This is a genomic window from Stenotrophomonas sp. LARHCG68 (assembly GCF_052871705.1).
In genome coordinates, this window is the sequence record NZ_JBIXJV010000003.1 from 132,621 (window position 1) to 153,300 (window position 20,680).

At 68.0% G+C, this 20,680-nt stretch carries 18 protein-coding genes and 1 pseudogene; 8 read left to right on the top strand and 11 right to left on the bottom strand.

Annotated features, from left to right (window positions below):
- Positions 1 to 105: 105 nt before the first annotated feature.
- The 4 genes from ACIPR8_RS11730 to ACIPR8_RS11745 are packed head-to-tail and all read right to left on the bottom strand — an operon-like array spanning position 106 to position 3,854.
- Positions 106 to 1,194, bottom strand: a complete 1,089-nt coding sequence (locus tag ACIPR8_RS11730) for an ABC transporter permease (protein ID WP_192286286.1) — start codon at positions 1,192 to 1,194, stop codon at positions 106 to 108.
- A complete protein-coding gene (locus ACIPR8_RS11735) occupies positions 1,191 to 2,150 on the bottom strand; it encodes an ABC transporter ATP-binding protein (protein ID WP_446541406.1) in 960 nt (319 codons plus the stop codon). The genes ACIPR8_RS11730 and ACIPR8_RS11735 overlap by 4 nt, the downstream gene beginning before the upstream one ends.
- A gap of 13 nt (positions 2,151 to 2,163) precedes the next feature.
- Entirely contained in the window at positions 2,164 to 3,126 is a 963-nt protein-coding gene (locus ACIPR8_RS11740; protein ID WP_446541152.1) for an HlyD family secretion protein, read from the bottom strand.
- Complete coding sequence (locus ACIPR8_RS11745) at positions 3,123 to 3,854, bottom strand: TetR/AcrR family transcriptional regulator (protein ID WP_446541153.1); 732 nt, start codon at positions 3,852 to 3,854, stop codon at positions 3,123 to 3,125. The genes ACIPR8_RS11740 and ACIPR8_RS11745 overlap by 4 nt, the downstream gene beginning before the upstream one ends.
- Before the next feature lie 155 nt (positions 3,855 to 4,009).
- Here ACIPR8_RS11745 and ACIPR8_RS11750 point away from each other — a divergent pair, with 155 nt between their 5' ends.
- The 8 genes from ACIPR8_RS11750 (at position 4,010) to ACIPR8_RS11785 (ending at position 11,739) form a co-directional block, all read left to right on the top strand.
- Positions 4,010 to 4,993: a PhoH family protein gene (locus ACIPR8_RS11750; RefSeq protein WP_446541154.1), complete on the top strand. Its 984-nt coding sequence runs from the start codon at positions 4,010 to 4,012 to the stop codon at positions 4,991 to 4,993.
- Positions 4,994 to 5,032: 39 nt separating this feature from the next.
- Positions 5,033 to 5,917, top strand: a complete 885-nt coding sequence (locus ACIPR8_RS11755; protein WP_446541155.1) for a hypothetical protein — start codon at positions 5,033 to 5,035, stop codon at positions 5,915 to 5,917.
- A gap of 57 nt (positions 5,918 to 5,974) precedes the next feature.
- Positions 5,975 to 6,460 carry an rRNA maturation RNase YbeY gene (gene ybeY, locus ACIPR8_RS11760; protein ID WP_192286291.1) on the top strand — a complete coding sequence of 162 codons (486 nt, stop codon included), beginning with the start codon at positions 5,975 to 5,977 and terminating at the stop codon, positions 6,458 to 6,460.
- Between the two features lie 123 nt (positions 6,461 to 6,583).
- Complete coding sequence (locus tag ACIPR8_RS11765) at positions 6,584 to 7,192, top strand: hypothetical protein (RefSeq protein WP_446541156.1); 609 nt, start codon at positions 6,584 to 6,586, stop codon at positions 7,190 to 7,192.
- Between the two features lie 73 nt (positions 7,193 to 7,265).
- The gene (locus tag ACIPR8_RS11770; protein WP_132864482.1) at positions 7,266 to 8,144 is read left to right on the top strand and encodes an HlyC/CorC family transporter; all 879 of its coding nucleotides are present in this window, start codon (positions 7,266 to 7,268) and stop codon (positions 8,142 to 8,144) included.
- Positions 8,141 to 9,373: a lipoprotein N-acyltransferase Lnb domain-containing protein gene (locus tag ACIPR8_RS11775; RefSeq protein WP_446541157.1), complete on the top strand. Its 1,233-nt coding sequence runs from the start codon at positions 8,141 to 8,143 to the stop codon at positions 9,371 to 9,373. The genes ACIPR8_RS11770 and ACIPR8_RS11775 overlap by 4 nt, the downstream gene beginning before the upstream one ends.
- 6 nt (positions 9,374 to 9,379) lie before the next feature.
- Positions 9,380 to 10,399 (top strand): magnesium and cobalt transport protein CorA, encoded by a 1,020-nt coding sequence (locus ACIPR8_RS11780; RefSeq protein WP_192286292.1) that lies wholly within the window; start codon positions 9,380 to 9,382, stop codon positions 10,397 to 10,399.
- A 47-nt stretch (positions 10,400 to 10,446) separates the two neighbouring features.
- The gene (locus ACIPR8_RS11785) at positions 10,447 to 11,739 is read left to right on the top strand and encodes a M24 family metallopeptidase (protein WP_446541158.1); all 1,293 of its coding nucleotides are present in this window, start codon (positions 10,447 to 10,449) and stop codon (positions 11,737 to 11,739) included.
- Positions 11,740 to 11,846: 107 nt separating this feature from the next.
- Here ACIPR8_RS11785 and ACIPR8_RS11790 read toward each other — a convergent pair whose 3' ends face one another.
- The 7 genes and pseudogenes from ACIPR8_RS11790 to ACIPR8_RS11820 all read right to left on the bottom strand — a co-directional run.
- Complete coding sequence (locus tag ACIPR8_RS11790) at positions 11,847 to 13,214, bottom strand: NAD-dependent succinate-semialdehyde dehydrogenase (protein WP_446541159.1); 1,368 nt, start codon at positions 13,212 to 13,214, stop codon at positions 11,847 to 11,849.
- Positions 13,215 to 13,367: 153 nt separating this feature from the next.
- Positions 13,368 to 14,213: an ABC transporter permease subunit gene (locus ACIPR8_RS11795; protein WP_132864485.1), complete on the bottom strand. Its 846-nt coding sequence runs from the start codon at positions 14,211 to 14,213 to the stop codon at positions 13,368 to 13,370.
- Entirely contained in the window at positions 14,210 to 15,136 is a 927-nt protein-coding gene (locus tag ACIPR8_RS11800) for an ABC transporter permease subunit (RefSeq protein ID WP_192286296.1), read from the bottom strand. The genes ACIPR8_RS11795 and ACIPR8_RS11800 overlap by 4 nt, the downstream gene beginning before the upstream one ends.
- A complete protein-coding gene (locus tag ACIPR8_RS11805; protein ID WP_192286297.1) occupies positions 15,133 to 16,275 on the bottom strand; it encodes an ABC transporter ATP-binding protein in 1,143 nt (380 codons plus the stop codon). The genes ACIPR8_RS11800 and ACIPR8_RS11805 overlap by 4 nt, the downstream gene beginning before the upstream one ends.
- Positions 16,276 to 16,469: 194 nt before the next feature.
- Positions 16,470 to 18,002 (bottom strand): efflux transporter outer membrane subunit, encoded by a 1,533-nt coding sequence (locus tag ACIPR8_RS11810; RefSeq protein WP_446541160.1) that lies wholly within the window; start codon positions 18,000 to 18,002, stop codon positions 16,470 to 16,472.
- Positions 18,002 to 19,549 (bottom strand): MDR family MFS transporter, encoded by a 1,548-nt coding sequence (locus tag ACIPR8_RS11815; protein WP_446541161.1) that lies wholly within the window; start codon positions 19,547 to 19,549, stop codon positions 18,002 to 18,004. The genes ACIPR8_RS11810 and ACIPR8_RS11815 overlap by 1 nt, the downstream gene beginning before the upstream one ends.
- A pseudogene (locus ACIPR8_RS11820) lies at positions 19,546 to 20,634 on the bottom strand (HlyD family secretion protein); the annotation flags it as partial. The pseudogene ACIPR8_RS11820 and the gene ACIPR8_RS11815, both read right to left, overlap by 4 nt.
- Between the last annotated feature and the right edge of the window lie 46 nt (positions 20,635 to 20,680).

The window sequence follows — 20,680 nt, forward strand, 5'->3', positions numbered from 1 at the left end:
TCAAAAGCCTTGCAACGCAAGGGCTGGGGCGGGATATCCACAGGTTCGTCGCGTCCGCATCCACATGGGCTGTGGAGAACCCAGCCCCGTATCAACGGGCCGCACTCAATCCAGCCGCTTGCGGAAACGCAGGATCGCCCCGGCCATCATCACCGTGCTGAAGGCCAGCAGCGCGACCACGCCGGGCCACAGCTCCCACAGGCTCGCCCCACGCAGCATCACGCCCCGGATCAGGCGCAGGAAGTGGGTCAGCGGCAGCACTTCGGCCAGCCACTGCACCGAGCGCGGCATGCCGGCGAACGGGAACATGAAGCCGGACAGCAGGATCGACGGCAGGAAGATGAAGAAGGTCATCTGCATCGCCTGGAACTGCGACTGCGCACGCGTGGAGATCAGCAGCCCCAGTGCCAGGTTGGCCACGATCAACAGGCCGGCGGCGATGAACACGTCGAGCAGGCTGCCGCCGATGGGCACGTGGAACAACCAGGTGCCCAGCGCCAGCACCATGCCGGTCTGCAGCAGGCCGATGATCACGTAGGGGATGACCTTGCCGATCATCAGCTCGGCGCTGGTCACCGGCGTGGCGATCAGCAGTTCCATGTTGCCACGCTCGCGCTCGCGCACGATGGCCACCGCGGTGAACAGCACCATGGTCATGGTCAGGATCACCCCGACCAGGCCGGGGACGATGTTGACCGCCGAACTGCGCTGCGGGTTGTAGAAGCCCACCACGCTGATCGCGGTGGGCGCCAGCGGCTTGAAGCCGGCCCCATCGAACGGCATCCGCGCCAGTTGCGCGGCCGCGCTCTGCACCGCGTTGTCGCTGCCGTCAACCAGGATCTGCAGCGCCTCGCGGCCTTCGGCCCGTCGCCGTTCGTAATCCATGGGGATGACGATGCCGATGCTGATCTGGCCACGCCGCATCGCCTCCACCAGTTGCTGCGGGGTTTCCGCCTCCAGTACCGGCGCGACCACGCCGGTGGCGACGATGTCCCGTGCCAGCATGCGCGAGGCAGAGGTGCGCGCCTGGTCGGCGAAACCGGCCGACAGGTCGCGCAGGTTGGTGTTGATCGCGTAGCCGAACAGCAGCAGCTGCATCACCGGGATACCGATGATCATGGCCAGGGTGATGCGGTCGCGGCGCATCTGCCGAAGCTCCTTGACCATCACGCCGAGCAGTCGTCGCAGTTTCATGCGTCCTCCGCCGTATCCACGGCCCTGCCCCGGGTCGCGGCAACGAACACATCCTCCAGGCTCGCCGCCTGCGGATGCACCTGCGCGGTGATGCCCGCCGCCTCCAGTGCCCAGGTCAATGCCTCGCCGCCCTCGTCGTCGGCCCGCAGCACGCGCAGGCTGTTGCCGATCTGCGCGACGCTGATCACGCCCGGGCAGTCGGACAGCACGCGCGCGGCCTGCCGCGGCTGTGCCGCCTCGACCACCAGCGTGCGCCCGGCCAGGCGGGCGGTGAGTTCGGCCGGGGTGCCGTCGGCGACCAGCGCGCCATGGTCGAGGATGGCGATGCGATGACAGCGCTCGGCCTCGTCCATGTAATGCGTGGACACCAGCAAGGTCGTGCCTGCATCGGCCAGTTCGAACAGTTTCTCCCAGAAATCGCGGCGCGATTCCGGGTCCACCGCGCTGGTCGGCTCGTCCAGGAACAGCAGCTCCGGCTCGTGCAGCACCGCGGCAGCCAAGGCCAGGCGCTGCTTCTGGCCGCCGCTCATGGTGCCGGCCAACTGCTTCTGGCGGTCCTGGAACCGGTACTGCTCGAGCAACACCTCGATGCGCTGGCGCGCCCGCGCGCGCGGCAAGTCGTACACGGCGGCCAGGAACTCCAGGTTCTCGCGCACGCTCAGGTCCTCGAACAACGAGAACTTCTGGGTCATGTAGCCGATGCGGCTGCGCAATGCCTCGGCCTGCTCGGGGATCTGCAACCCCAGCACCTCGATCTGGCCGGCACTGGGGGTCAACAAGCCGCACAGCATGCGGATGGTGGTGGACTTGCCCGAGCCATTGGGTCCCAGGAAGCCGTAGACCTGCCTGCGCGGCACATCCAGGTGAATGTCATCCACGGCCTTCAGCGCACCGAACAGCCGGCTCACGCCGCGCGCGCGGATCGCGATGTCATCCGACGGAGCGACGACGCGCATCGGCGCGGCCAGTTCAACGCCGGCCATCGTCCAGCACCTTCAGCGGCGCCCCGACCGGGAGCGTGGCGGCCTCCTTGCCCAGGCTGATCTCGGCGAGGTAGCTCAGGCGCTCGGCGTCCTGGCCGGTCAAGGCAAAGTACGGCGTGAACACCGGTTCGCTGCGGATCATGCGTATCCGGCCCGGGTAGACCTGCGTGGCCGCATCGCCCTGCAATTGCACCTGCAGGGCATCCCCGACCTGGAGCCGGTTGCGCAGCGCCTGCGGCAGGTAGACGCGTGCATACGGCGCCTCGCCCACCAGCAGCACCGCCAGCGGCGCGCCCTGCGCGGGCTGGTCGCCCAGCTTGTAGGGGAGGCTGTCCACGCGCCCCGCGCGTGGCGCGACCAGCGCGAGCTTGCCGAGCAGCACCGCCTGCGCGCTCACGTTGGCCTGCGCCGATGCCAGCGCCGCTTCGCCCTGCGCCACCTGTTCGATCCGGCTGCCATGCAGCAGTTCGGCCAGCGCCGCGTCGGCGCGGCCGGCGTCGGCCTGCGCGCTCTGCGCCGCCGCCCGCGCGCGGTCCAGTTCGGAGGCGGCAACCAGCTGTCGCGTCCCCAGTGGCTGCAGCCGGGCGTAGTAGGCCTGCGCTTGGCGTGCCTGTGCCTGTGCGGCCACCAGTGCGGCACGCGCCTGCGCGATGTCTTCGCTGCGGGGCCCGTTGTGCAGTTCGGACAACGCCGCCGTGCTTTGTGCCGCCTGCCCCTGCAAGGCGGCCAGCTGCGACTGTGCGTAGGTCAGCTCCAACTGCATCAGCGGCGCGCCCGCCGCCACCTGCTGCCCCTCGCGCACGTCGATCCGCACGATTCGTTCCGACGCCGGTGCCGGCAGCGTCACCCGGTCCCATTCCAGCGTCCCCAGCGCCTGCGGCGCCTGCCCGCGACAGGCCGCCAGCGACAACAGCATCCCGATGACAAGGAACCCACGCCGCTTGTTCATGCCTTCAGCTCCAGTCCGTGCGTCAGCAGCGCCAATGCATGGCGTTGCACCTCTTCGGCGCCCAGATCCTGGGCGCCGGACAACGACTGCCAGATGGGGGCACTGGCCAGCGGGAACATGGTCAGCCCCATCAACGAGACCACCATCAGACGCGGATCCAGCTGCGGGTTCAACTGGCCATCGCGTTGCGCCGCGGCGAAACGCTCGACCAGCATCCGCGGCAACACCGGGCCAACGCGTTCGATCATCAATTCGCGCAGCGCCCCCCCTTCACAGAGGATCTCGCGCACCCACAACGTCGGTAGCCACGGGTGCTCGGCCACCGCCCGCACCACGCCCTCCACGAAGGCCGCGACCAACCCCGCCACGCCTTGGCCCACCTCCTGCACCCCGGCATGCACCTGCGCCATCACCGGCCACAGGCGTTCTTCCACCACGGCCTGTTGCAGCCGCGGCTTGTCACCGAAGTAGTAGTGGACCAGTGCCGGCGTCACGCCCGCATGCTGCGCGATGTCCCGCAGTGATGTCGCGGCGATGCCCTTTGCGACGAAGCATGCCAGCGCGGCATCCAGCAACTGGACGCGCAGGTCCGCCGCATCCTGCGTGGGGCGACGCCCGGGGGTGCGCTTGCGGGGCTTGCGGGACGACGCTGCCGGGACACCCGGCGCGACCGCTGGGGCCTGCGCTGCGGGGGCATCCACGGAGGGCTTGGCGGGCTTTCGATTCATTCCTTCATTTAATTCAACGATTAATTAAATTTCAAGTCCCCCCGCTCTCCCGGCACCCTGGCGATTGCCGGCCCGCCCGGACTGCGGCTCAGGACCGCCCGCCGCGTCCCCTGCGGCGGCCTTGATGTCCCCGCCATCGCCACCATCTATCGCCCATGACTGCCATCACCCATCGCGACTTCACCCTGGACCCCATCGACAACGAACGACTGGCCAACCTGTCCGGTCCGTTCGACGAGCACCTGCGCCAGATCGAGCTCAAGCTCGGCGTGCAGATCGCCAACCGCGGCCATGTGTTCCGGGTCAGCGGCCCCGGCAAGACCGCCGCCGAGGCCGAGAAGCTGGTCAACGCCCTCTACGCCGAGGCTGCCGACACCGTGTTCGACAGCCACGCCATCCACCTGCGGCTGAACCAGGCCAACGTCGAGCAGGTGGTCGATCAGGCCTACGAAGCCCAGGAAGTGGCGATCAAGGTCAAGCGCGGCACCGTGCGCGGCCGCGGTGCCAACCAGGCCAAGTACCTGCACCAGATCACCACCCACGACATCAACTTCGGCATCGGCCCGGCCGGTACCGGCAAGACCTTCCTGGCCGTGGCGATGGCGGTGGAAGCCTTGAACGAATCGCGCGTGCAGCGCCTGATCCTGGTGCGCCCGGCGGTGGAGGCTGGCGAGAAGCTGGGCTTCCTGCCCGGCGACCTGACCCAGAAGGTCGATCCCTACCTGCGCCCGCTCTATGACGCCCTGTACGAAATGCTCGGCGTGGAGAAGGTGGCCAAGCTGCTGGAGAAGAACGTCATCGAGATCGCGCCGCTGGCCTACATGCGCGGGCGCACGCTCAACGATGCGTTCGTGATCCTGGACGAGGCGCAGAACACCACCATCGAGCAGATGAAGATGTTCCTGACCCGCCTGGGCTTCGGCTCGACCGCGGTGGTCACCGGCGACCTGACCCAGACCGACCTGCCCAAGCACATGAAGTCCGGCCTGCGCGATGCGATCGAGGTACTGCGCGACGTGGACGGCGTCAGCTTCACCTTCTTCGAGGCCCGCGACGTGGTCCGCCATCCGCTGGTGGCGCGCATCGTCAACGCCTACGACCGGCGCGACCTGCAGCAGGTCAAACCCGGCGCCGAGTAAGCCTTACACTCCGGGCATCACCTGCACAAAGGAAGTGTGATGCCCAACGTGTATCGCCTCTTGTCCGCCTGCACGCTGCTGGTCGTGATCTGCATGCCTGGCACGGCCATCGGCAAGAAGAAGGATGCCCCGGCCGATGCCCGCCCCTACGTTGAAACCAGCTACCTGATCGCCCCCAAACAGGTTGGCGACTTCGAATTGCAGGGCAGCAGCTTCGACCCCGGCCAGAAGTTCGATGGCGCGGGCTTTCGTTACGCGCTGAAGGACCACCAGGAAACCCGGGTGGACATCTACGTCTACCCGGCCGGGCGCATGAGCCCAGCCGAGGCGATCGACAGCGGCATCAGGGACTTCCGCGCCAGCATGAAGTACGCCGCCGAGCACGGCACCTATTCGCGGCTGCAGGAACTGCGCGACGATCCCTTCCCGCTGGACGCAGCCGGTACCCGCAGCAGCGAGACCCCGGCCAACGATCTCGATGCGCAGGTGATCCAGGCCATCGCCCAGGCCGAGCAGGTCAGCGGCCGCAGGTTGCAGATGCAGTTGAACCTGATGCCGCAGGACTGGCCGATGTATTCCAATGGCTACCTGTTCTACAAGCAGCTGTACTACTTCAAGCTGCGTGCCTCCGCGGCGCAGGAGCGCATCAGCCAGGAACAGTTCGATGCCCTGACGGACCAGGCCGCGCGCACCCTGATCCCGGCGTTGCAGGTGGCCAACGTCGGCGGCTGCAAGGACGCCACGATCTACCTGGATCCCGACGCCAGCCCGGAACAGGGCGCACTGGCGCTGGCTACCCAGGTCAGCCTGCACAAGGGCTACAACTGCCATGGCTCGGCCGAGGAAGCCGACATACCGGCGCGCCGTGCGGACAGTGCGGTCGTGGAGATTCCGTTCACTGCCGCGGAATGGAAGTCGCGATGAAACCTCCAGCGCGCGATACTGTGCCCCTCTGTACTGCCTGAATTGCCGGAACCTGCCATGACCAAGGGCCCTACCCGCCTTGATGTAGCCATCAGCTACGCCCTCCCCCGCGCCGGACTGCCGGCCGCGGTCAGCTTTCGCAAATGGGTGGCGGCCGCATTGAAGGGGCGCATCCGCGAAGCCGACCTGGCCATCCGCGTGGTCGATGCCAAGGAAGGCAAGTCGTTGAACCGCCACTACCGCGGCAAGGACTACGCCACCAACGTGCTGAGCTTCCCCGCCGAGGTGCCCGAAGGGCTGCCCAAGGGCGTGAAGTTCCCGCTGCTGGGTGACCTGGTGATCTGCGCGCCGGTGGTGGCACGCGAGGCCAAGGAACAGGGCAAGGCGCTCAATGCCCACTACGCCCACCTCACCGTGCACGGCGTGCTGCACCTGCTCGGCTGGGACCACGAGGACGACAAGGAAGCCGAGGCCATGGAACAGCTCGAGCGCGAGATCCTGGCCGAACTGGGCATCGAAGACCCCTACGCCGGCGAACATTGAGCGGCCCACGAGGCCGCTGACATCGCCAACTTCGCGGCCAGGCTGCGGGTGACCCCATGGCCGGGCTGCACCGGAACGGACATGCGTGGCTATCATTGACAGCCCCCGTCCTGCGGAACACCCGTGCGCCTGACTCCGTTGCTGCCCCTGCTGCTCGCCTTCGCTGGCACCGCCCGGGCCCAAGGGCCGATCGACCTGGCCGCGCTGATCGAGTGCCGGCAGAGCGTCAGCGAGTTCGCCGCGCTGGCACCGATCGTCAACGACCCGCTCAAGGCCGTGGCACTGGGCTGGCGACCGCTGCCGCAGGGCAACCTGTTCATGGCCGAGTACATGCTGAACACGCCGATCCGCGTGTTTGGCCACCAAGTCGACCATGTCGCCATGGCCGGCGGCACCGTCCTGGCCATCCTCGACCTGCCCGAACCCCGCGACCTGGCCAGGACGCTGGACCTGGAAACCGGCTATGACGCCCCGGACAAGTTCATGGCCGGCCGCGAACTGGTCAGCCGCGACGTCATCGATGCCCGCTCCGGCGAGGCGCTGATCGAGTCGGTGGTGCTGGGCGTGTCCAACGTCAAGTCGCACCCGGGCAAGACCCTGGTCAGCTGCACCTACAGCCTGGACCACCCGGCCGAAGGCGAGGCCCCGGGCGTGCCGGCACCGGCCGACCCGGCGCCGTCCAAGCCCGCCGAACCCGATGTCCACGCACCGGGCCAACCCCCGGCCGGCTGAGCCGGGAGCGATAAACATCCTCTGCTAGACTTGCCGGCACCGCCCGGCGAGCCGGGTGCCGTCAAACCAAGAGATGTCTGAAGACGACAGTAGTACCAGCCCTGAACCGGGCGAGAAAAAACGCAGTTGGCTTGAGCGCCTGAGCTCGGCCTTCTCCAGCGAACCCCACACCCGCGACGAGCTGGTGACGATCCTGCAGACCGCACAGCAGGACGGCCTGATCGCCGCAGACACCCTGCGCATGATGGAAGGCGCCATCTCGGTGGCCGAGCTGACCGTGGGCGATGTGATGGTGCCGCGCTCGCACATGGTGTCCCTGCCGGTGGATTCACCCTTCATCGAACTGATGAAGCAGGTGGTCGAATCCGGACATTCGCGCTTCCCCGTGCACGGCGAGAACAAGGACGACATCCTTGGCATCCTGCTGGCCAAGGACCTGCTGCGCGGCGTGGTCGCCGACAACAGCCATTCCACCATCCGCGAGCTGCTGCGCCCGGCGGTGCTGATCCCCGAGGCCAAGAAGCTCAACGTACTGCTCAAGGAGTTCCGGCTCTCGCGCAACCACATGGCCATCGTGGTCGACGAGTACGGCGGCGTGGCCGGCGTGGTCACCATCGAGGACGTGCTGGAACAGATCGTCGGCCAGATCGACGACGAGCATGACGAGACCGAGGACCACACCGCGCAGATCGCCATCCTCGCCGATGGCCGCTACGTGGTGGACGCGCTGACCACCATCGGCGATTTCAACGAGCGCTTCGGCGCCGACTTCTCCGACGACGATTACGACACCATCGGCGGCCTGGTCACCGAAGCCATCGGCCACCTGCCGGAAACCGGCGACGAGCTGACCTTGGAGCGTTTCGTGTTCCGCGTGGCACGTGCCGATGCGCGCCGCGTGCAGGCCTTCCACGTCACCATCCTGCCCCCCGAAGACCAGGACGACGCTTGATCACCTTCCGGTTGCCGCGGCGGTTGTCGGCCGCATTCGCATTGCTGTTCCTGCTGCTGTTCGCCGGCGCTGCCGGCGCACAGGCCAGCACCGCCGCAGCGGAGCCGCCGCCGGTGCCCCGCATCGGCGTGGTGACCATGCAACCGGGCGAGATCTTCTTCGAGCGCTTCGGCCACGACGCACTGGTGGTGGCCGACCCGGTCACCGGCCAGGCCACCTCGTACAACTTCGGCTACTTCGACCCGGGCGAGGCGGACTTCGTCGGCAACTTCGTGCGCGGCCACATGATGTATTACCTGGTGGCACTGCCGCTGGAAGAAGACCTGTCGCAGTACCAGCAGGTCGGTCGCGGCGCCAGCATCCAGTGGCTGGACCTGCCAGCGGACCAGGCCCGCGCGCTGGCGGCCGGCCTGGTCGAGCGCGCCAGGCCCGAGAACGCGCGCTACCGCTACGACTACTACACCGCCAACTGCGCCACGATGGTCCGCGACACCCTGGACCAGGCCATGAACGGCGGCTTGAAATCACAGCTGGCCGGACGTTCGCGCGGCAACACCTACCGCAGCGAGTCGGTGCGGCTGGCCTCGCCGGCGCCGTGGATGTGGCTGGGCTTCGACCTGGGCCTGGGCCCGAGCGCGGACGTGCCGCTGTCGCGCTGGGAGGAAGCGTTCGTGCCGATGCGCCTGGCCGACAGCCTGCGCGAGGCCCGCAACAGCGAAGGCCGCCCGCTGGTGCTGGAGGAACACGCGCTGTTTCCGCAGCGCCTGGCCGCCGAACCCAAGGAGCAGGTTCGCCGCTGGTGGCCGTGGCTGCTGACCGGGCTGGCAGTGGCGACGCTGCTCCTGGCCACGCGTCGCCGCCCGCGCCTGGTGGCCGGCTTCGCGCTGCCGTTCTGGCTGTTCTGCGCCGTCGCCGGCGGATTGCTGACCTACCTGTGGGGCTTCAGCGAGCACCATGCCGCGTGGGCCAACCGCAACCTGTTCCTGCTCAACCCGCTGGCGCTGGCGCTGCTTCCCGGCGCCTGGATGCTGCTGCGCGGACGTCGCCCGGGGCGCGGGTTCACCCTGCTGCTGTGGCTGGTGGCCGGCATCGCCGCGCTCGCCCTGCCGGTGCACTGGCTGTCGCTGCAGGCGCAGTACAACGTGCAGTGGATCGTGTTGCTGCTGCCGGTGCACCTGGCGTTGGCTTGGGTGTTGCGTCCACAACGCTTGGCGGCCCCGGCGCGCTGAGGCACGATGGCCGGCATGGAACCGGTCATCACATCTCCGGCACCGGCCAATCCGGCCTGTGTCATCAACTGCACCTGGTATGGCGAAGATGGCGCGTTGCGCGCCATCGACCTGGACAGCATCAGCGACGTCCTCCAGGAGGACAGCAAGGGCTTCGTCTGGGTGGGCCTGTACGAGCCCAGCGATGCCGTGCTGGACAAGGTGCAGGAGGAATTCAACTTGCACCCGCTGGCCATCGAGGACACGCGCAAGGCGCACCAGCGGCCCAAGATCGAAACCTATGGCAACTCGCTGTTCGTGGTGGTCCACACCGCGCAGGTGGTGGACGAGCGCATCCGCTACGGCGAGACCCATGCCTTCCTCGGGCCGCGCTTCCTGCTGACCGTGCGCCATGGCGCCTCGCTGTCGTATGCACCGGTGCGGGCGCGGCTGGAGCGCGAACGCGGGCTGCTGTCGATGGGCCCGTCCTTCTGCCTGTACGCGGTGCTGGATGCGGTGGTGGACAACTACCTGCCGATCACCGACAGCTTCCGCGACACCCTGGACACGCTTGAGAAGGACATCTTCGCCGAGACCTACAAGCGGCGCACGGTGATCCGCCTGTACGAGCTCAAGCGCGAACTCAACAAGATGCGGCTGGCGGTGGCACCGCTGCAGGACGCGCTGGCGCAGCTGCAGCGCAACCAGGCGCAACTGGTCAACGAGGAAGTGCGGCTGTACCTGCGCGATGTGCAGGACCACGCCGCGCGCGTCAACGACGCCATCGACACCCTGCGCGAGATGCTGGGCACGGCGTTGAGCGTGAACCTGTCGCTGGTCACGCTGGCACAGGGCGAGACCGTCAAACAGCTGGGTGCCTGGGCGGCCCTGCTGGCCGCGCCCACGCTGGTCACCAGCTGGTACGGCATGAACTTCACCCACATGCCCGAGCTCGCCGGCCGCTTCGCCTATCCGCTGCTGATGATCGGCGTGGGCGCGGTGTGCGTGGTGCTGTATCGCCTGTTCAAGCGCTCCGGCTGGCTTTGACGCCGTCGGTCGCGCGCTTCCTGCATCCGGACTTCGAGGGGAACTCCATGGCAAACCCATCCGCCTTCAACGGCACGCGCCGTCATTTCCTGCGCAACTCACTGGCCGTCGGCGCGGCGGCGTTGCCGCTGTCTCAGATGGCGCAGGCCGCGCCTGCGGCCGGTGACGGCGACCTGCCCGCGTCGATCCGCGCCCTGAAGCCGGTCGCCGCGCAGGTGGTGCCGATCGGCAATGACGAGCGCATGGCGCGCGTGGCGCGCGCCCAGCAACTGATGGGACAGCACGGCATCGACGTGCTGTTCATCGGTGCCGGCAGCTCGCTGACCTACTTCACCGGCATGCATTGGTGGAACAGCGAACGGCTGACCGGCGTGCTGCTGCCGCGCTCGGGCGAGCTGGTCTACGTCACGCCCGAGTTCGAGCGCGGCCGCACGCTGGAGCAGATCAAGCTCGGCAACGACGTGCGCGGCTGGCAGGAAGACGAAGACCCGTATGCGCTGGTCGCCAGGGTGGTCCGCGACATGGGCCACGCCACCGGCGTCATCGGCATGGAGGAGACGGTCCCGTTTTTCCGCGCCAAGGGCATCATGGACGCGCTGCCGCAGGCGCGGGTGGTCGACGCCTGGCCGGTCAGCGCCGGCTGCCGCCGGGTCAAGAGCCCGGCCGAACTGGCACTGATGAAGCTGGCCAACGCCAACACGCTGGCCGTGTACGAGGCGGTATGGAAGGCCCTGCAGCCCGGCATGACCGAGCAGGACATCAGCGGCCTGGTGGCGATGGCCTATGCCCGCACCGGGTTGAGGGGCGATGCCGACGTGAACATCGGCAAGTACACCGCCTCGCCGCACGGCTCGGACAAGCCGCAGCACCTGGTCGAAGGCACGCCCATCATCTTCGACGGAGGCTGCCGTGCCGATGGCTACACCAGCGACATGACCCGCACCGTGGTGCTGGGCCAGCCCAGCGACGAGATCCGCCGCATCTTCGACATCGTGCTGCAGGCGCAGACCGCCGCGCTGAAGGTGGCGCGCCCGGGGGTGACCATGTCGGCGGTGGACGGCGCCGCGCGCAAGGTGATCAGCGATGCCGGCTATGGACCGGACTTCCGCTACTTCAGCCATCGCCTTGGCCATGGCATCGGCCTGGACATGCATGAGTGGGATTACCTGGTGCGCGGCAACCAGCACGTGCTGGAGCCGGGCATGACCTTCAGCGACGAACCCGGCATCTACCTCCCCGACCAGTTCGGCGTGCGCCTGGAGGACATCCTGTACGTCACCGAGGACGGTGCCGCCCTGATGACGCCGCAGAGCCCGTCGATCGATCAACCGTTCGGCTGAGCGCGCAGGCGCGGCTCCAGTCGTGACGGGGCGGCCTTGCGCCGGGGCGAAGGTCACCCCTCCCCGGCCCTCCCCTTTGCCTACGGCCAAAGGGGGGCCGAAGCAGGTCAGGCCACGTAGACCGTCTTGATGTTCATGAACTCATGGATGCCGTGGTCGGCCAGCTCGCGGCCAAAGCCCGAGCGCTTGGTACCGCCGAAGGGAAGCCGCGCGTCGCTCTTCACGACCGAATTGACGAATGCCGCACCGCATTGCAGCTGCAAGGCAACCTGCTCGCCGCGCGCCACGTCGCGCGTCCACACACTGCCCCCCAACCCGAAACAGGTGTCATTGGCCACGCGCACCGCTTCGGCTTCATCCTTGACCCTCAGGATCGCCGCCACCGGACCGAACAGCTCCTGCGTGTAGGCCGGCATGCCCGGGCCGACGTTGTCCAGGATCGACGCGGCATACCCTGCGCAGCTGCCGGCAATCGGTTCGCCGCCCAGCCGCAACGTCGCACCCAGCGCCACCGACTCCTGCACCTGCCGATGCAGTTCATCGCGCAGGTCGGCCCGCGCCATCGGCGCCAGCGTGGTGGCCTCGTCCTGCGGGTCGCCATACACGCGTGCCCTGGCCGCCTCGACGAAACGCTGCACGAATGCATCGGCGATCGCGTCCACCAGCACGAAGCGCTTGGCGGCGATGCAGGTCTGGCCGGCGTTGTCGAAGCGCGACTTCACCGCCGCGGCGACGGCCACGTCCAGATCCGCGTCCTCGAGCACCACGAAGGCATCGCTGCCGCCCAGCTCCATCACGCATTTCTTCAACTGGTCGCCGGCGTTGGCGGCAATCGAGCGCCCCGCCCGCTCGCTGCCGGTCAAGGTGACCGCTTTCACCCGGCGGTCGCGCAGGACGTCGGCAGCCTGGTCGTTGTCGATGTGCAGCACGTCGAACACGCCGTCCGGGATGCCGGCGGCAGCCACCACGCCACGCAGCGCATCGGCGCAACCGGGAACATTGCTGGCGTGCTTGAGCAGGGCCACGTTGCCCGCCATCAGGGCCGGCGCCAGGAAACGGATCACCTGCCAGATCGGGAAGTTCCACGGCATCACCGCCAGCACGCAGCCGATCGGCTGGTAGGTGACATAGCTGCGCCGGGCCTCGGTGGTGATCGCCTGCGGCGTGAGGTAGTCGGCGGCGTGGTCGGCGTAGTACTCGCAGGCAGCCGCGCTCTTCTCGATCTCGGCCAGCGCCTCGCGCCGCAGCTTGCCCATTTCCGCGCTCATGGTGCGCTGGATGTCCTCCCGTTGCGCACGCAAGCCCGCGGCGACGTTGCGCAGGTACGCACCGCGCTGCGCCAGCGTCAGTGCGGACCAGGCCGGGAACGCGGCATCGGCGGCCGCGAGGCGTTGCTCGATGGCCGCGGCGGCCATCAGTTCGATCGTACGTTCGGCGCGGCCGTTGAAGGGGTTCACGGTTTGATACGAAGCCATGGCGTCACACCTGCATCCAACGAATGCAGCAAGGGTAACGCCGCAGGTGTTGCCGGCAGGTAAAGCACGAACCGGCGGCGCGGTGCCGTGCTCGAGCGGGGTTTCAGCGGTGAAGCCCGCCGGGCGTGGCCCGGCGTTGCCGCTGCCTGGCGATCAACCGTTCTCCTGCAGCGCCAGCTGCCGGTCGCGCTGGCGCCGCTTCTCGGCGCGGGCGGAGATCCACCAGCCGATGAAGGCCACCGTCGACACCGCCAGCACCATCACCGTGGCCAGTGCGTTGATCTTCGGGCTCACGCCCATGCGCACCGAGGAGAACACCTTCATCGGCAAGGTGGTCGAACTCGGGCCGGCCATGAAGCTGGCGATCACCACGTCATCCAGCGACAGCGTGAAGGCCAGCAGCCAGCCGGACAGCAAGGCCGGGGCGATGATCGGCAAGGTGATCAGGAAGAACACCTTCACCCGGTTCGCGCCCAGGTCCATCGCCGCTTCTTCCAGCGAGCGGTCCATCTCCTGCAGGCGCGAGGAGACCACCACCGTCACGAACGACAGGGTGAAGGTGACATGCGCGATCCAGATCGCCACCTGGCCCTTCGACGGCAAGCCGAACAGCCCCCCCATCGACACCAGCATCAGCAGGATCGACAGGCCGATGATCACCTCCGGCATCACCAGCGGCGCGGTGACCAGCGCCCCGAACACCGTCTTGGTCGGGAAGCGCTTGAAGCGGGTCATCGCCATCGCCGCCATCGTGCCGACCACCATGGACGCGGTGGCGGTCCAGAAGGCGATCTTCAGGCTCAACCACGCCGCGTCGAGCAGCTGCCGGTCGTTGAACAGCTGGCTGTAGGCGCTGAAGGAGAAACTCACCCACACCGTCGCCAGGCGCGAGGAATTGAACGAGTAGATGATCACCAGCAGGATCGGCAGGTACAGGAAGCCAAAGCCGAACAGCAGCGCCAGCCAGCCCCACCAGGAATTGCGCCGCGCCATGCTCATGCCAGCTTCCCTTCCAGCTCACGCTGCTGGGAACGGTTGAAGATCAGGATCGGGATCAGCAGCAGCACCAGCATCACCACCGCCACCGCCGAGGCCAGCGGCCAGTCACGGTTGGTGAAGAACTCGCTCCACAACACGCGGCCGATCATCAGCGTGCCCGGGCCGCCGAGCATTTCCGGGATCACGAACTCGCCCACCGCCGGGATCATCACCAGCATGAAGCCGGCGACGATGCCGTTGCGCGACAGCGGCAGGGTGATCTTCAGGAAGGCCTGCCATGGCTTGGCGCCGAGGTCGTAGGCAGCCTCCAGCAGGCGGTGGTCGAGCTTGACCAGGTTGGTGTACAGCGGCAGCACCATGAACGGCAGGTAGCAGTAGACGATGCCGATGTAGGCGGCCAGCGGCGTGTTGAGGATCTGCAACGGGGTGTCGATCAGCCCGGCCGCCATCAGCCAGCGGTTGAGGATGCCGTTGCTGTCGAGGATGCCGATCCAGGCATAGACGCGGATCAGGAACGAAGTCCACGACGGCAACACCACCAGCATCATCGCGATGTTGCGCGCCGACGGCGACATCCGCGAGATCACGTAGGCCATCGGGTAACCGATCAGCAGCGTCAGCACGGTGGAGATCAGCGCGATCTTGATCGAGCTCAGGTAGGCCAGCACGTACTGGCTGTCGGTGAACAGCGCCGTGTAGTTGCCCAGGTTGAGGTTGACGTTGAACGCGTTGTCCACGTACTCGACGATCGCCGTGTAGGGTGGCATCGCCACGGCCATCTTCGAGAACGAGATCTTCAGCACGATCAGGAACGGGATCGCGAAGAACAGCAACAGCCACAGGTACGGCACGCCGATCACGCTGGCGCGCACGCCAGGCACCCAGCGCCGCCAACCGGCCGCGTTCTTGTCCGTCTGGCTCATGAGGTCAGCACCACGCCGTCGTTGTCGTCCCAGGACACCCAGACTTCATCGTTCCAGGTGATGCCGTCGCTGTCCCAGCGCTTCATGTTGGCGAAGTTGGAGAGGATCTTGGCGCCGCTGGGCAGGCGCACGTGGTAGACCGAGTGGCTGCCGAAATAGGCGATGTCCTCGACCACCCCGAACGCCTTGTTGGTCTCGCCCTCGGGTTCGTCCTTGGCGATGTGCACCTTCTCCGGGCGCAGCGCGAAGGCGACCGGCTGGCCTTCATACCCGGTGATGCCATGGCCGACGTAGATTGGCGCCGGGAAATCGGCCGTGCGCACGGTGACGTACTCGGGCAGGTCCTCGTCGATGACGCCTTCGAACAGGTTCACCGAGCCGATGAAGCTGGCCACGAAGCGGTTGGCCGGCTGCTCGTAGATGTCGTCGGGCTTGCCGATCTGCTGGATCCAGCCCTGGTCCATCACCGCGATGCGGGTGGCCATGGTCATCGCTTCTTCCTGGTCATGGGTGACCATCACGCAGGTCACGCCCAGCTGCTCGATGATGTTGACCAGCTCCAGCTGCATCTTCGAGCGCAGCTTCTTGTCCAGCGCGCCCATCGGCTCGTCCAGCAGCAGCAGCTTGGGCCCCTTGGCCAGCGAACGGGCCAGCGCCACGCGTTGCTGCTGGCCGCCGGAGAGCTGGTGCGGCTTGCGCTTGCCGAGCTTTTCCAGCTGCACGAGCTCCAGCATCTCGCCGACGCGGCGGGTGATCGCGTCCTTGGCCATGCCGTCCTGCTTCAGGCCGAAGGCGATGTTCTGCTCCACCGTCATGTGCGGGAACAGCGCATAGGACTGGAACATCATGTTGATCGGCCGCTCGTACGGCGGCAGCGCGGTGATCGGCTGGCCGTCGAGCAGGATGCTGCCCTTGGTCGGGGTCTCGAAGCCGGCCAGGCAGCGCAACAAGGTCGACTTGCCACTGCCCGAGCCCCCCAGCAACGCGAAGATCTCGCCCTTGCGCACGTCCAGGTTGACGTCATCGACGGCGACGAAGCCATCGAATTCCTTGCGCAGGTCGCGGATGGACAGGTAGCCGGGCTCGCTGTTCAGGGCGATGGCATCGTTCCTGATGTCGGGCTTGGCATCAACGGGCATGTAGGGCTCCGGGAGCGGGCAGGTGGAAAACGCGCGTAGTGTAGCCCCCGGGTTTTGCAGGCGACACCGCCGGGTGTGGCGATTGGCGCCGGGCGGACCTTACCGGTCGCCACCCGGGCCAGGCGAGCGCTCCGCGCGCCGGGAGGGCGTTGCAACGGGGCCTTGCGCGGGCATTGCGCTTCAAAGGCTCCCCCTCAGCTGCGCGGCTCGGGGGCCTGCTCCCATCCCAGGCCCAGGCTCTTCTGCAGCGCCACGTAGCGCACCAGCAGCTGCAACTGGGCCTGGGCCAGGCCGTCCTGCGCGCTCAACTGCTGGCGCTGCACGTCGAGCAGGTCGATCTGCGAGGAGGCGCCGGCCTGGCGGCGCTGGGCCATCAACGCCGCCGAGCGGGTGGCCGAGGCCTCGGCGTTGCGGGCCTTGAGCAGTTGCTCGCGGGCCGCGCCGAAACGGGTCAAGGCGCTGTTGGCATCCTGCAGGGCCGCCAGCACCGTACCCTCGTAGGCGGCCAGGCGGGCCTGGTGACCGGCACGGGCCTGTGCCACGCGGGCCTTGTTCACGCCGAAATCGAACACCGACCAGCGCAGGAACGGCATCACCACGCTCGCGGCCGAGTCACTGTTGAAATCCGACAGCGATGACGCCCCCATGCCGATCGTGCCCAGCAGGTTCACCTGCGGGAAGTACGCCGACAGGGCCTGGCCGATCTGCGCCGAAGATGCCGCCAGCTCGCCTTCGGCCTTGCGGATGTCCGGCCGGCGCCGGATCAGCGCCGCCGCATCGTCCACCTTCACCTCCGCCGGCAACGACGGCATCGGCCGATCCTCGGCCAGCGTGGCGTCCAGCGCGCCCGGCTCACGGCCGGTCATCAATGCCAACTGGTCGCGCGCTTCGGTGGCCTGCGCACGCAGTGGCGCCAGCTGGGCCTGCTGCTGCTCCAACTGCACGCTGGCACGCTCCACGTGCAGGTCCGAATCCACGCCGCGCGCGCGGCGCTGCCGGGTCAGGGCCAGTGCGTCGGCCGCCGCCGTGGCGTTGTGCTCGGCCAGCGCGATGCGCTGGCGGCTGCCGCGGTAGCCCAGGTAGACCTGGGCCACTTCCGCGGCCAGCTGCACCTGCGCATCGGCCAGCGCCGCGGCGTCGGCATCGGCCCTGGCCGCCGCTTCCTGCGCGGCACGGCGCTTGCGGCCGAACAGGTCCAGCTCCCAGCTCGCATCGACGCCAGCGATGTACAGGCTGGTATCCAGGTCGATCTTCGAGAACTCATCGCGCAGCTGCGCCGCCTCCTGGGGACGGCCATTGCTCTCGGCCACGCGCGCGGCGGATTCACCAACCTGGCGCACGTCGTCCACCAGCACGTCGGGCGGGTTGATGCGGGTGTAGCCGGCCACCGCGCCGACGCTGGGCAGCTGTTCGGCCCGGCGCTGCCGTTGCAGGCCACGCGAAGCCAGCAGCCTGGCCTGCGCCGCACGCAGGTTCGGACTGTTGCGCAGGGCATCGTCGATCAACTGGTCCAGCAACGGGTCGTCGAGCTGCCGCCACCATTGGCTGGGGGGCGTGGCCGGCATCACCCCGGCATCGGCAGCGCGCGGCAGGGCCGGCTGGGCGACGGCGCCCCGGGCGACCTCGGGGCGCACATGGTCGGGGCCGAGCATGCAGCCGGCCAGCGTCAGCGGCAGGGCCAGGCCGAGGGAGATCGGCAACAGGGAACGGGAAACGTGTCGTGCCATCAGTGCATCGCCAGAGGAACGCCCTTGGGCAGGGGCTTGAGCAGGAACACCAGCGGCAGCGTCGCCACCACGATGATGCCGAAGATCCAGAACAGGTCGTTGTAGGCCATCACCAGCGCCTGCTGCTGCACCTGTTGTACCAGCAGCGCGGCGGCCTGCGTCGCATCGCCCGTCTGTCCGCCCAGGGCCTGCAGGTAGTCCTGCGCCAGCGGCGAGTTGGCCGTGGTGGCGCTGCCGATGGCATCGATATGGAAACTGACGCGCCGCTCCTGGAAGGTGGAGATGATGGCCAGGCCGATCGAGCCGCCCAGGTTGCGCGCCGCGTTGAACAAGCCCGAGGCATCGGAGGCCAGCGCGCGCGGCACCGAGGTGATCGCGGCCTGGTTCAGCGCCATCATCGCCAGCGCCAGCCCACAGCCCTGCAGCAGCTGGCCTATGACGAAATGCATGCCCACGCTGTCCGGGGTCAACCCGAGGTTGATGAAGCATGCCGCGGCGAAGCACAGCATGCCGCCCATCACCATCACCCGCACATCGATGGTCTCCAGCATCTTCGGCATGAATGGCATCAGCAGCACCGTCGGCACGCCGCCCAGCAACAGCACGTAGCCGGCCTGCTCGGTGTTGTAGCCGGCGATCACCGCCAGGAACTGCGGGATCATGTACATCACCCCGAACAGGATCATGCCGACCGCGCCGACCATCACGAACACCGCGCCGAAGCTGCGCTGGAACAGGATCCGCAGGCGGATCACCGGCTCGTCGCTGAGGAACTGCGACAACGCCAGCAGCGCGAAGCCCACCAGCGAGACCAGGCTCAGGATCAGGATGAACTCCGATTCGAACCATCGCTCGCGCTGGCCGTCCTCCAGCACCACGGTCAACGCGCCCAGGCCGGCGGTCATGCCGAGGATGCCCAGCCAGTCCGCGCGCAGCAGGCCACCCCAGTTCGACGTCTCGTGCGGCAGGCCGAGCAGCAGCAGCGCGATCAGTCCGGCGCAGATCGGCACGTTGATGAAGAAGGCGTAATGCCAGCTGACGTTCTCGGTCAGCCAGCCGCCCAGCAACGGGCCGATGATCGGCCCCAGGATCACGGTCATGCCGAACAGTGCCGTGCCCAGCGTCTGCTGTGCCGGTGGCAGCCGCGTGGCCACGATGGTCAAGGCGGTGGGAATCAGCGCGCCGCCATTGAAGCCCTGGCCGATGCGGCCGAGGATCATCATGTCCAGCGTGCTCGACAGGCCGCACATCACCGAGAACGCGGTGAACAGCGAGGCGCAGATCAGCAGGAAGGTGCGCAGGCCCAGCGTGCGCACGAACCAGCCGGTCAGCGGGATCATCACGATCTCCGAGACCAGGAACGAGGTCGAGATCCACGTGCCCTCGGTGCCGCTGGCGCCGACCTCGCCCTGGATGGTCGGCAGCGCGGCGTTGACGATGGAGATGTCCAGCGTCGCCATGAACGAGCCGATGGTGCCGGCGGCCACCGCCAGCCAGGCGCTGGCATCGGCCTTCTGTGGCACCGCGCTGGCGGCGGCGGTGCTCATCGCGCGGCAGCGTCCCCGGACGGCGTGTTGGCGCTGTCCTCACGCGTGTCCACGGTGACCTCCACCGACATGCCGGGCACCAGGATCGTGCGGGTCCGTGCATCGGCCTCGATCCGGATCCGCACCGGGATGCGTTGCACCACCTTGGTGAAGTTGCCGGTGGCGTTCTGCGGCGGCAGCAGCGCGAACTGCGAGCCGGTGCCCGGCGAGATGCTCTCCACGGTGCCGTGCAGCGTCGTGCCCGGCAGCGCGTCCACCTCGATCCGCGCCGGCTGGCCCGGTCGCATCCGCCCTAGCTGGGTTTCCTTGAAGTTGGCCGACAGGTACAGCGACTGCAGCGGCACCACCGTCATCAACCGCGTACCGGCACCGACGAACTGGCCCACCTGCGCGGTCTTGTTGCCGATCCGCCCGTCGATGCGCGCGCTCAGCACGGTGTCCTCGAAGGCCACCTCGGCCTGCGCGGCATCGGCCTGGGCCTGCTTCAGCCCCGCGCGCGCCTGGGCCAACTGCGCCTGGCCGGCCTGCAGCTGGCTCTCGGCCCCGCTGATCTGCGCGCGCGCCGCGTCGTACTGGGCCTGCGCCCGTTCCAGGTCGTGCTTGACGCTCTCCAGGTGCTCATGGGTGTCGGCGCCGGACGCCGCCAGCGGGCCGAAGCGCGCCACTTCGGCGCGTGCGAAGCGCAGCGTGGCCTCGGCGGCGCGCAGCTGGGTGCGTGCCTGCAGCAGTTGCGACCGGTTGCCTTCCACCCCGGCGCTGGCGGCGGCGATGTCGGCCTCGCGCACGGCGATCACGGCTTCGGCCTGGTCCAGCGTGGCGCGGTAGGTGCGCGGGTCGATCTTCACCAGCGGCGCACCGGCCTTCACCCATTGGTTGTCCTGCACCAGCACTTCGGTGACGTAGCCGTTGATGCGCGGCGCGACCGCCACCGCATCGGCCTGCAGGTAGGCGTTGTTGGTCTGCTGCAGGTACCTGCCGGTGGTCAGGTAGTACGCCAGCCATGCGAGCAATGCGACCAGCACCAGCAGGCCGATGCCGGTCAACGTCCAGCGTACCTTGGGGTTCTTCAAGGGCGAGGGTTTGTCCTGCGCTTGCGGTGCGTCGTTCGAGGACGCGGAGGGGGCTTGGGGC

Bases quoted from the DNA above. Each gene is read 5' to 3' on its own strand.
- ACIPR8_RS11745 (WP_446541153.1), bottom strand. From the start codon at position 3,854: ATGAATCGAAAGCCCGCCAAGCCCTCCGTGGATGCCCCCGCAGCGCAG.
- ACIPR8_RS11750 (WP_446541154.1), top strand. From the start codon at position 4,010: ATGACTGCCATCACCCATCGCGACTTCACCCTGGACCCCATCGACAAC.
- ACIPR8_RS11800 (WP_192286296.1), bottom strand. From the start codon at position 15,136: ATGAGCCAGACGGACAAGAACGCGGCCGGTTGGCGGCGCTGGGTGCCT.
- ACIPR8_RS11810 (WP_446541160.1), bottom strand. From the start codon at position 18,002: ATGGCACGACACGTTTCCCGTTCCCTGTTGCCGATCTCCCTCGGCCTG.
- ACIPR8_RS11755 (WP_446541155.1), top strand. From the start codon at position 5,033: ATGCCCAACGTGTATCGCCTCTTGTCCGCCTGCACGCTGCTGGTCGTG.
- ACIPR8_RS11795 (WP_132864485.1), bottom strand. From the start codon at position 14,213: ATGAGCATGGCGCGGCGCAATTCCTGGTGGGGCTGGCTGGCGCTGCTG.
- ACIPR8_RS11740 (WP_446541152.1), bottom strand. From the start codon at position 3,126: ATGAACAAGCGGCGTGGGTTCCTTGTCATCGGGATGCTGTTGTCGCTG.
- ACIPR8_RS11815 (WP_446541161.1), bottom strand. From the start codon at position 19,549: ATGAGCACCGCCGCCGCCAGCGCGGTGCCACAGAAGGCCGATGCCAGC.
- ACIPR8_RS11785 (WP_446541158.1), top strand. From the start codon at position 10,447: ATGGCAAACCCATCCGCCTTCAACGGCACGCGCCGTCATTTCCTGCGC.
- ACIPR8_RS11780 (WP_192286292.1), top strand. From the start codon at position 9,380: ATGGCCGGCATGGAACCGGTCATCACATCTCCGGCACCGGCCAATCCG.
- ACIPR8_RS11805 (WP_192286297.1), bottom strand. From the start codon at position 16,275: ATGCCCGTTGATGCCAAGCCCGACATCAGGAACGATGCCATCGCCCTG.
- ybeY (WP_192286291.1), top strand. From the start codon at position 5,975: ATGACCAAGGGCCCTACCCGCCTTGATGTAGCCATCAGCTACGCCCTC.
- ACIPR8_RS11770 (WP_132864482.1), top strand. From the start codon at position 7,266: ATGTCTGAAGACGACAGTAGTACCAGCCCTGAACCGGGCGAGAAAAAA.
- ACIPR8_RS11790 (WP_446541159.1), bottom strand. From the start codon at position 13,214: ATGGCTTCGTATCAAACCGTGAACCCCTTCAACGGCCGCGCCGAACGT.
- ACIPR8_RS11735 (WP_446541406.1), bottom strand. From the start codon at position 2,150: ATGCGCGTCGTCGCTCCGTCGGATGACATCGCGATCCGCGCGCGCGGC.
- ACIPR8_RS11730 (WP_192286286.1), bottom strand. From the start codon at position 1,194: ATGAAACTGCGACGACTGCTCGGCGTGATGGTCAAGGAGCTTCGGCAG.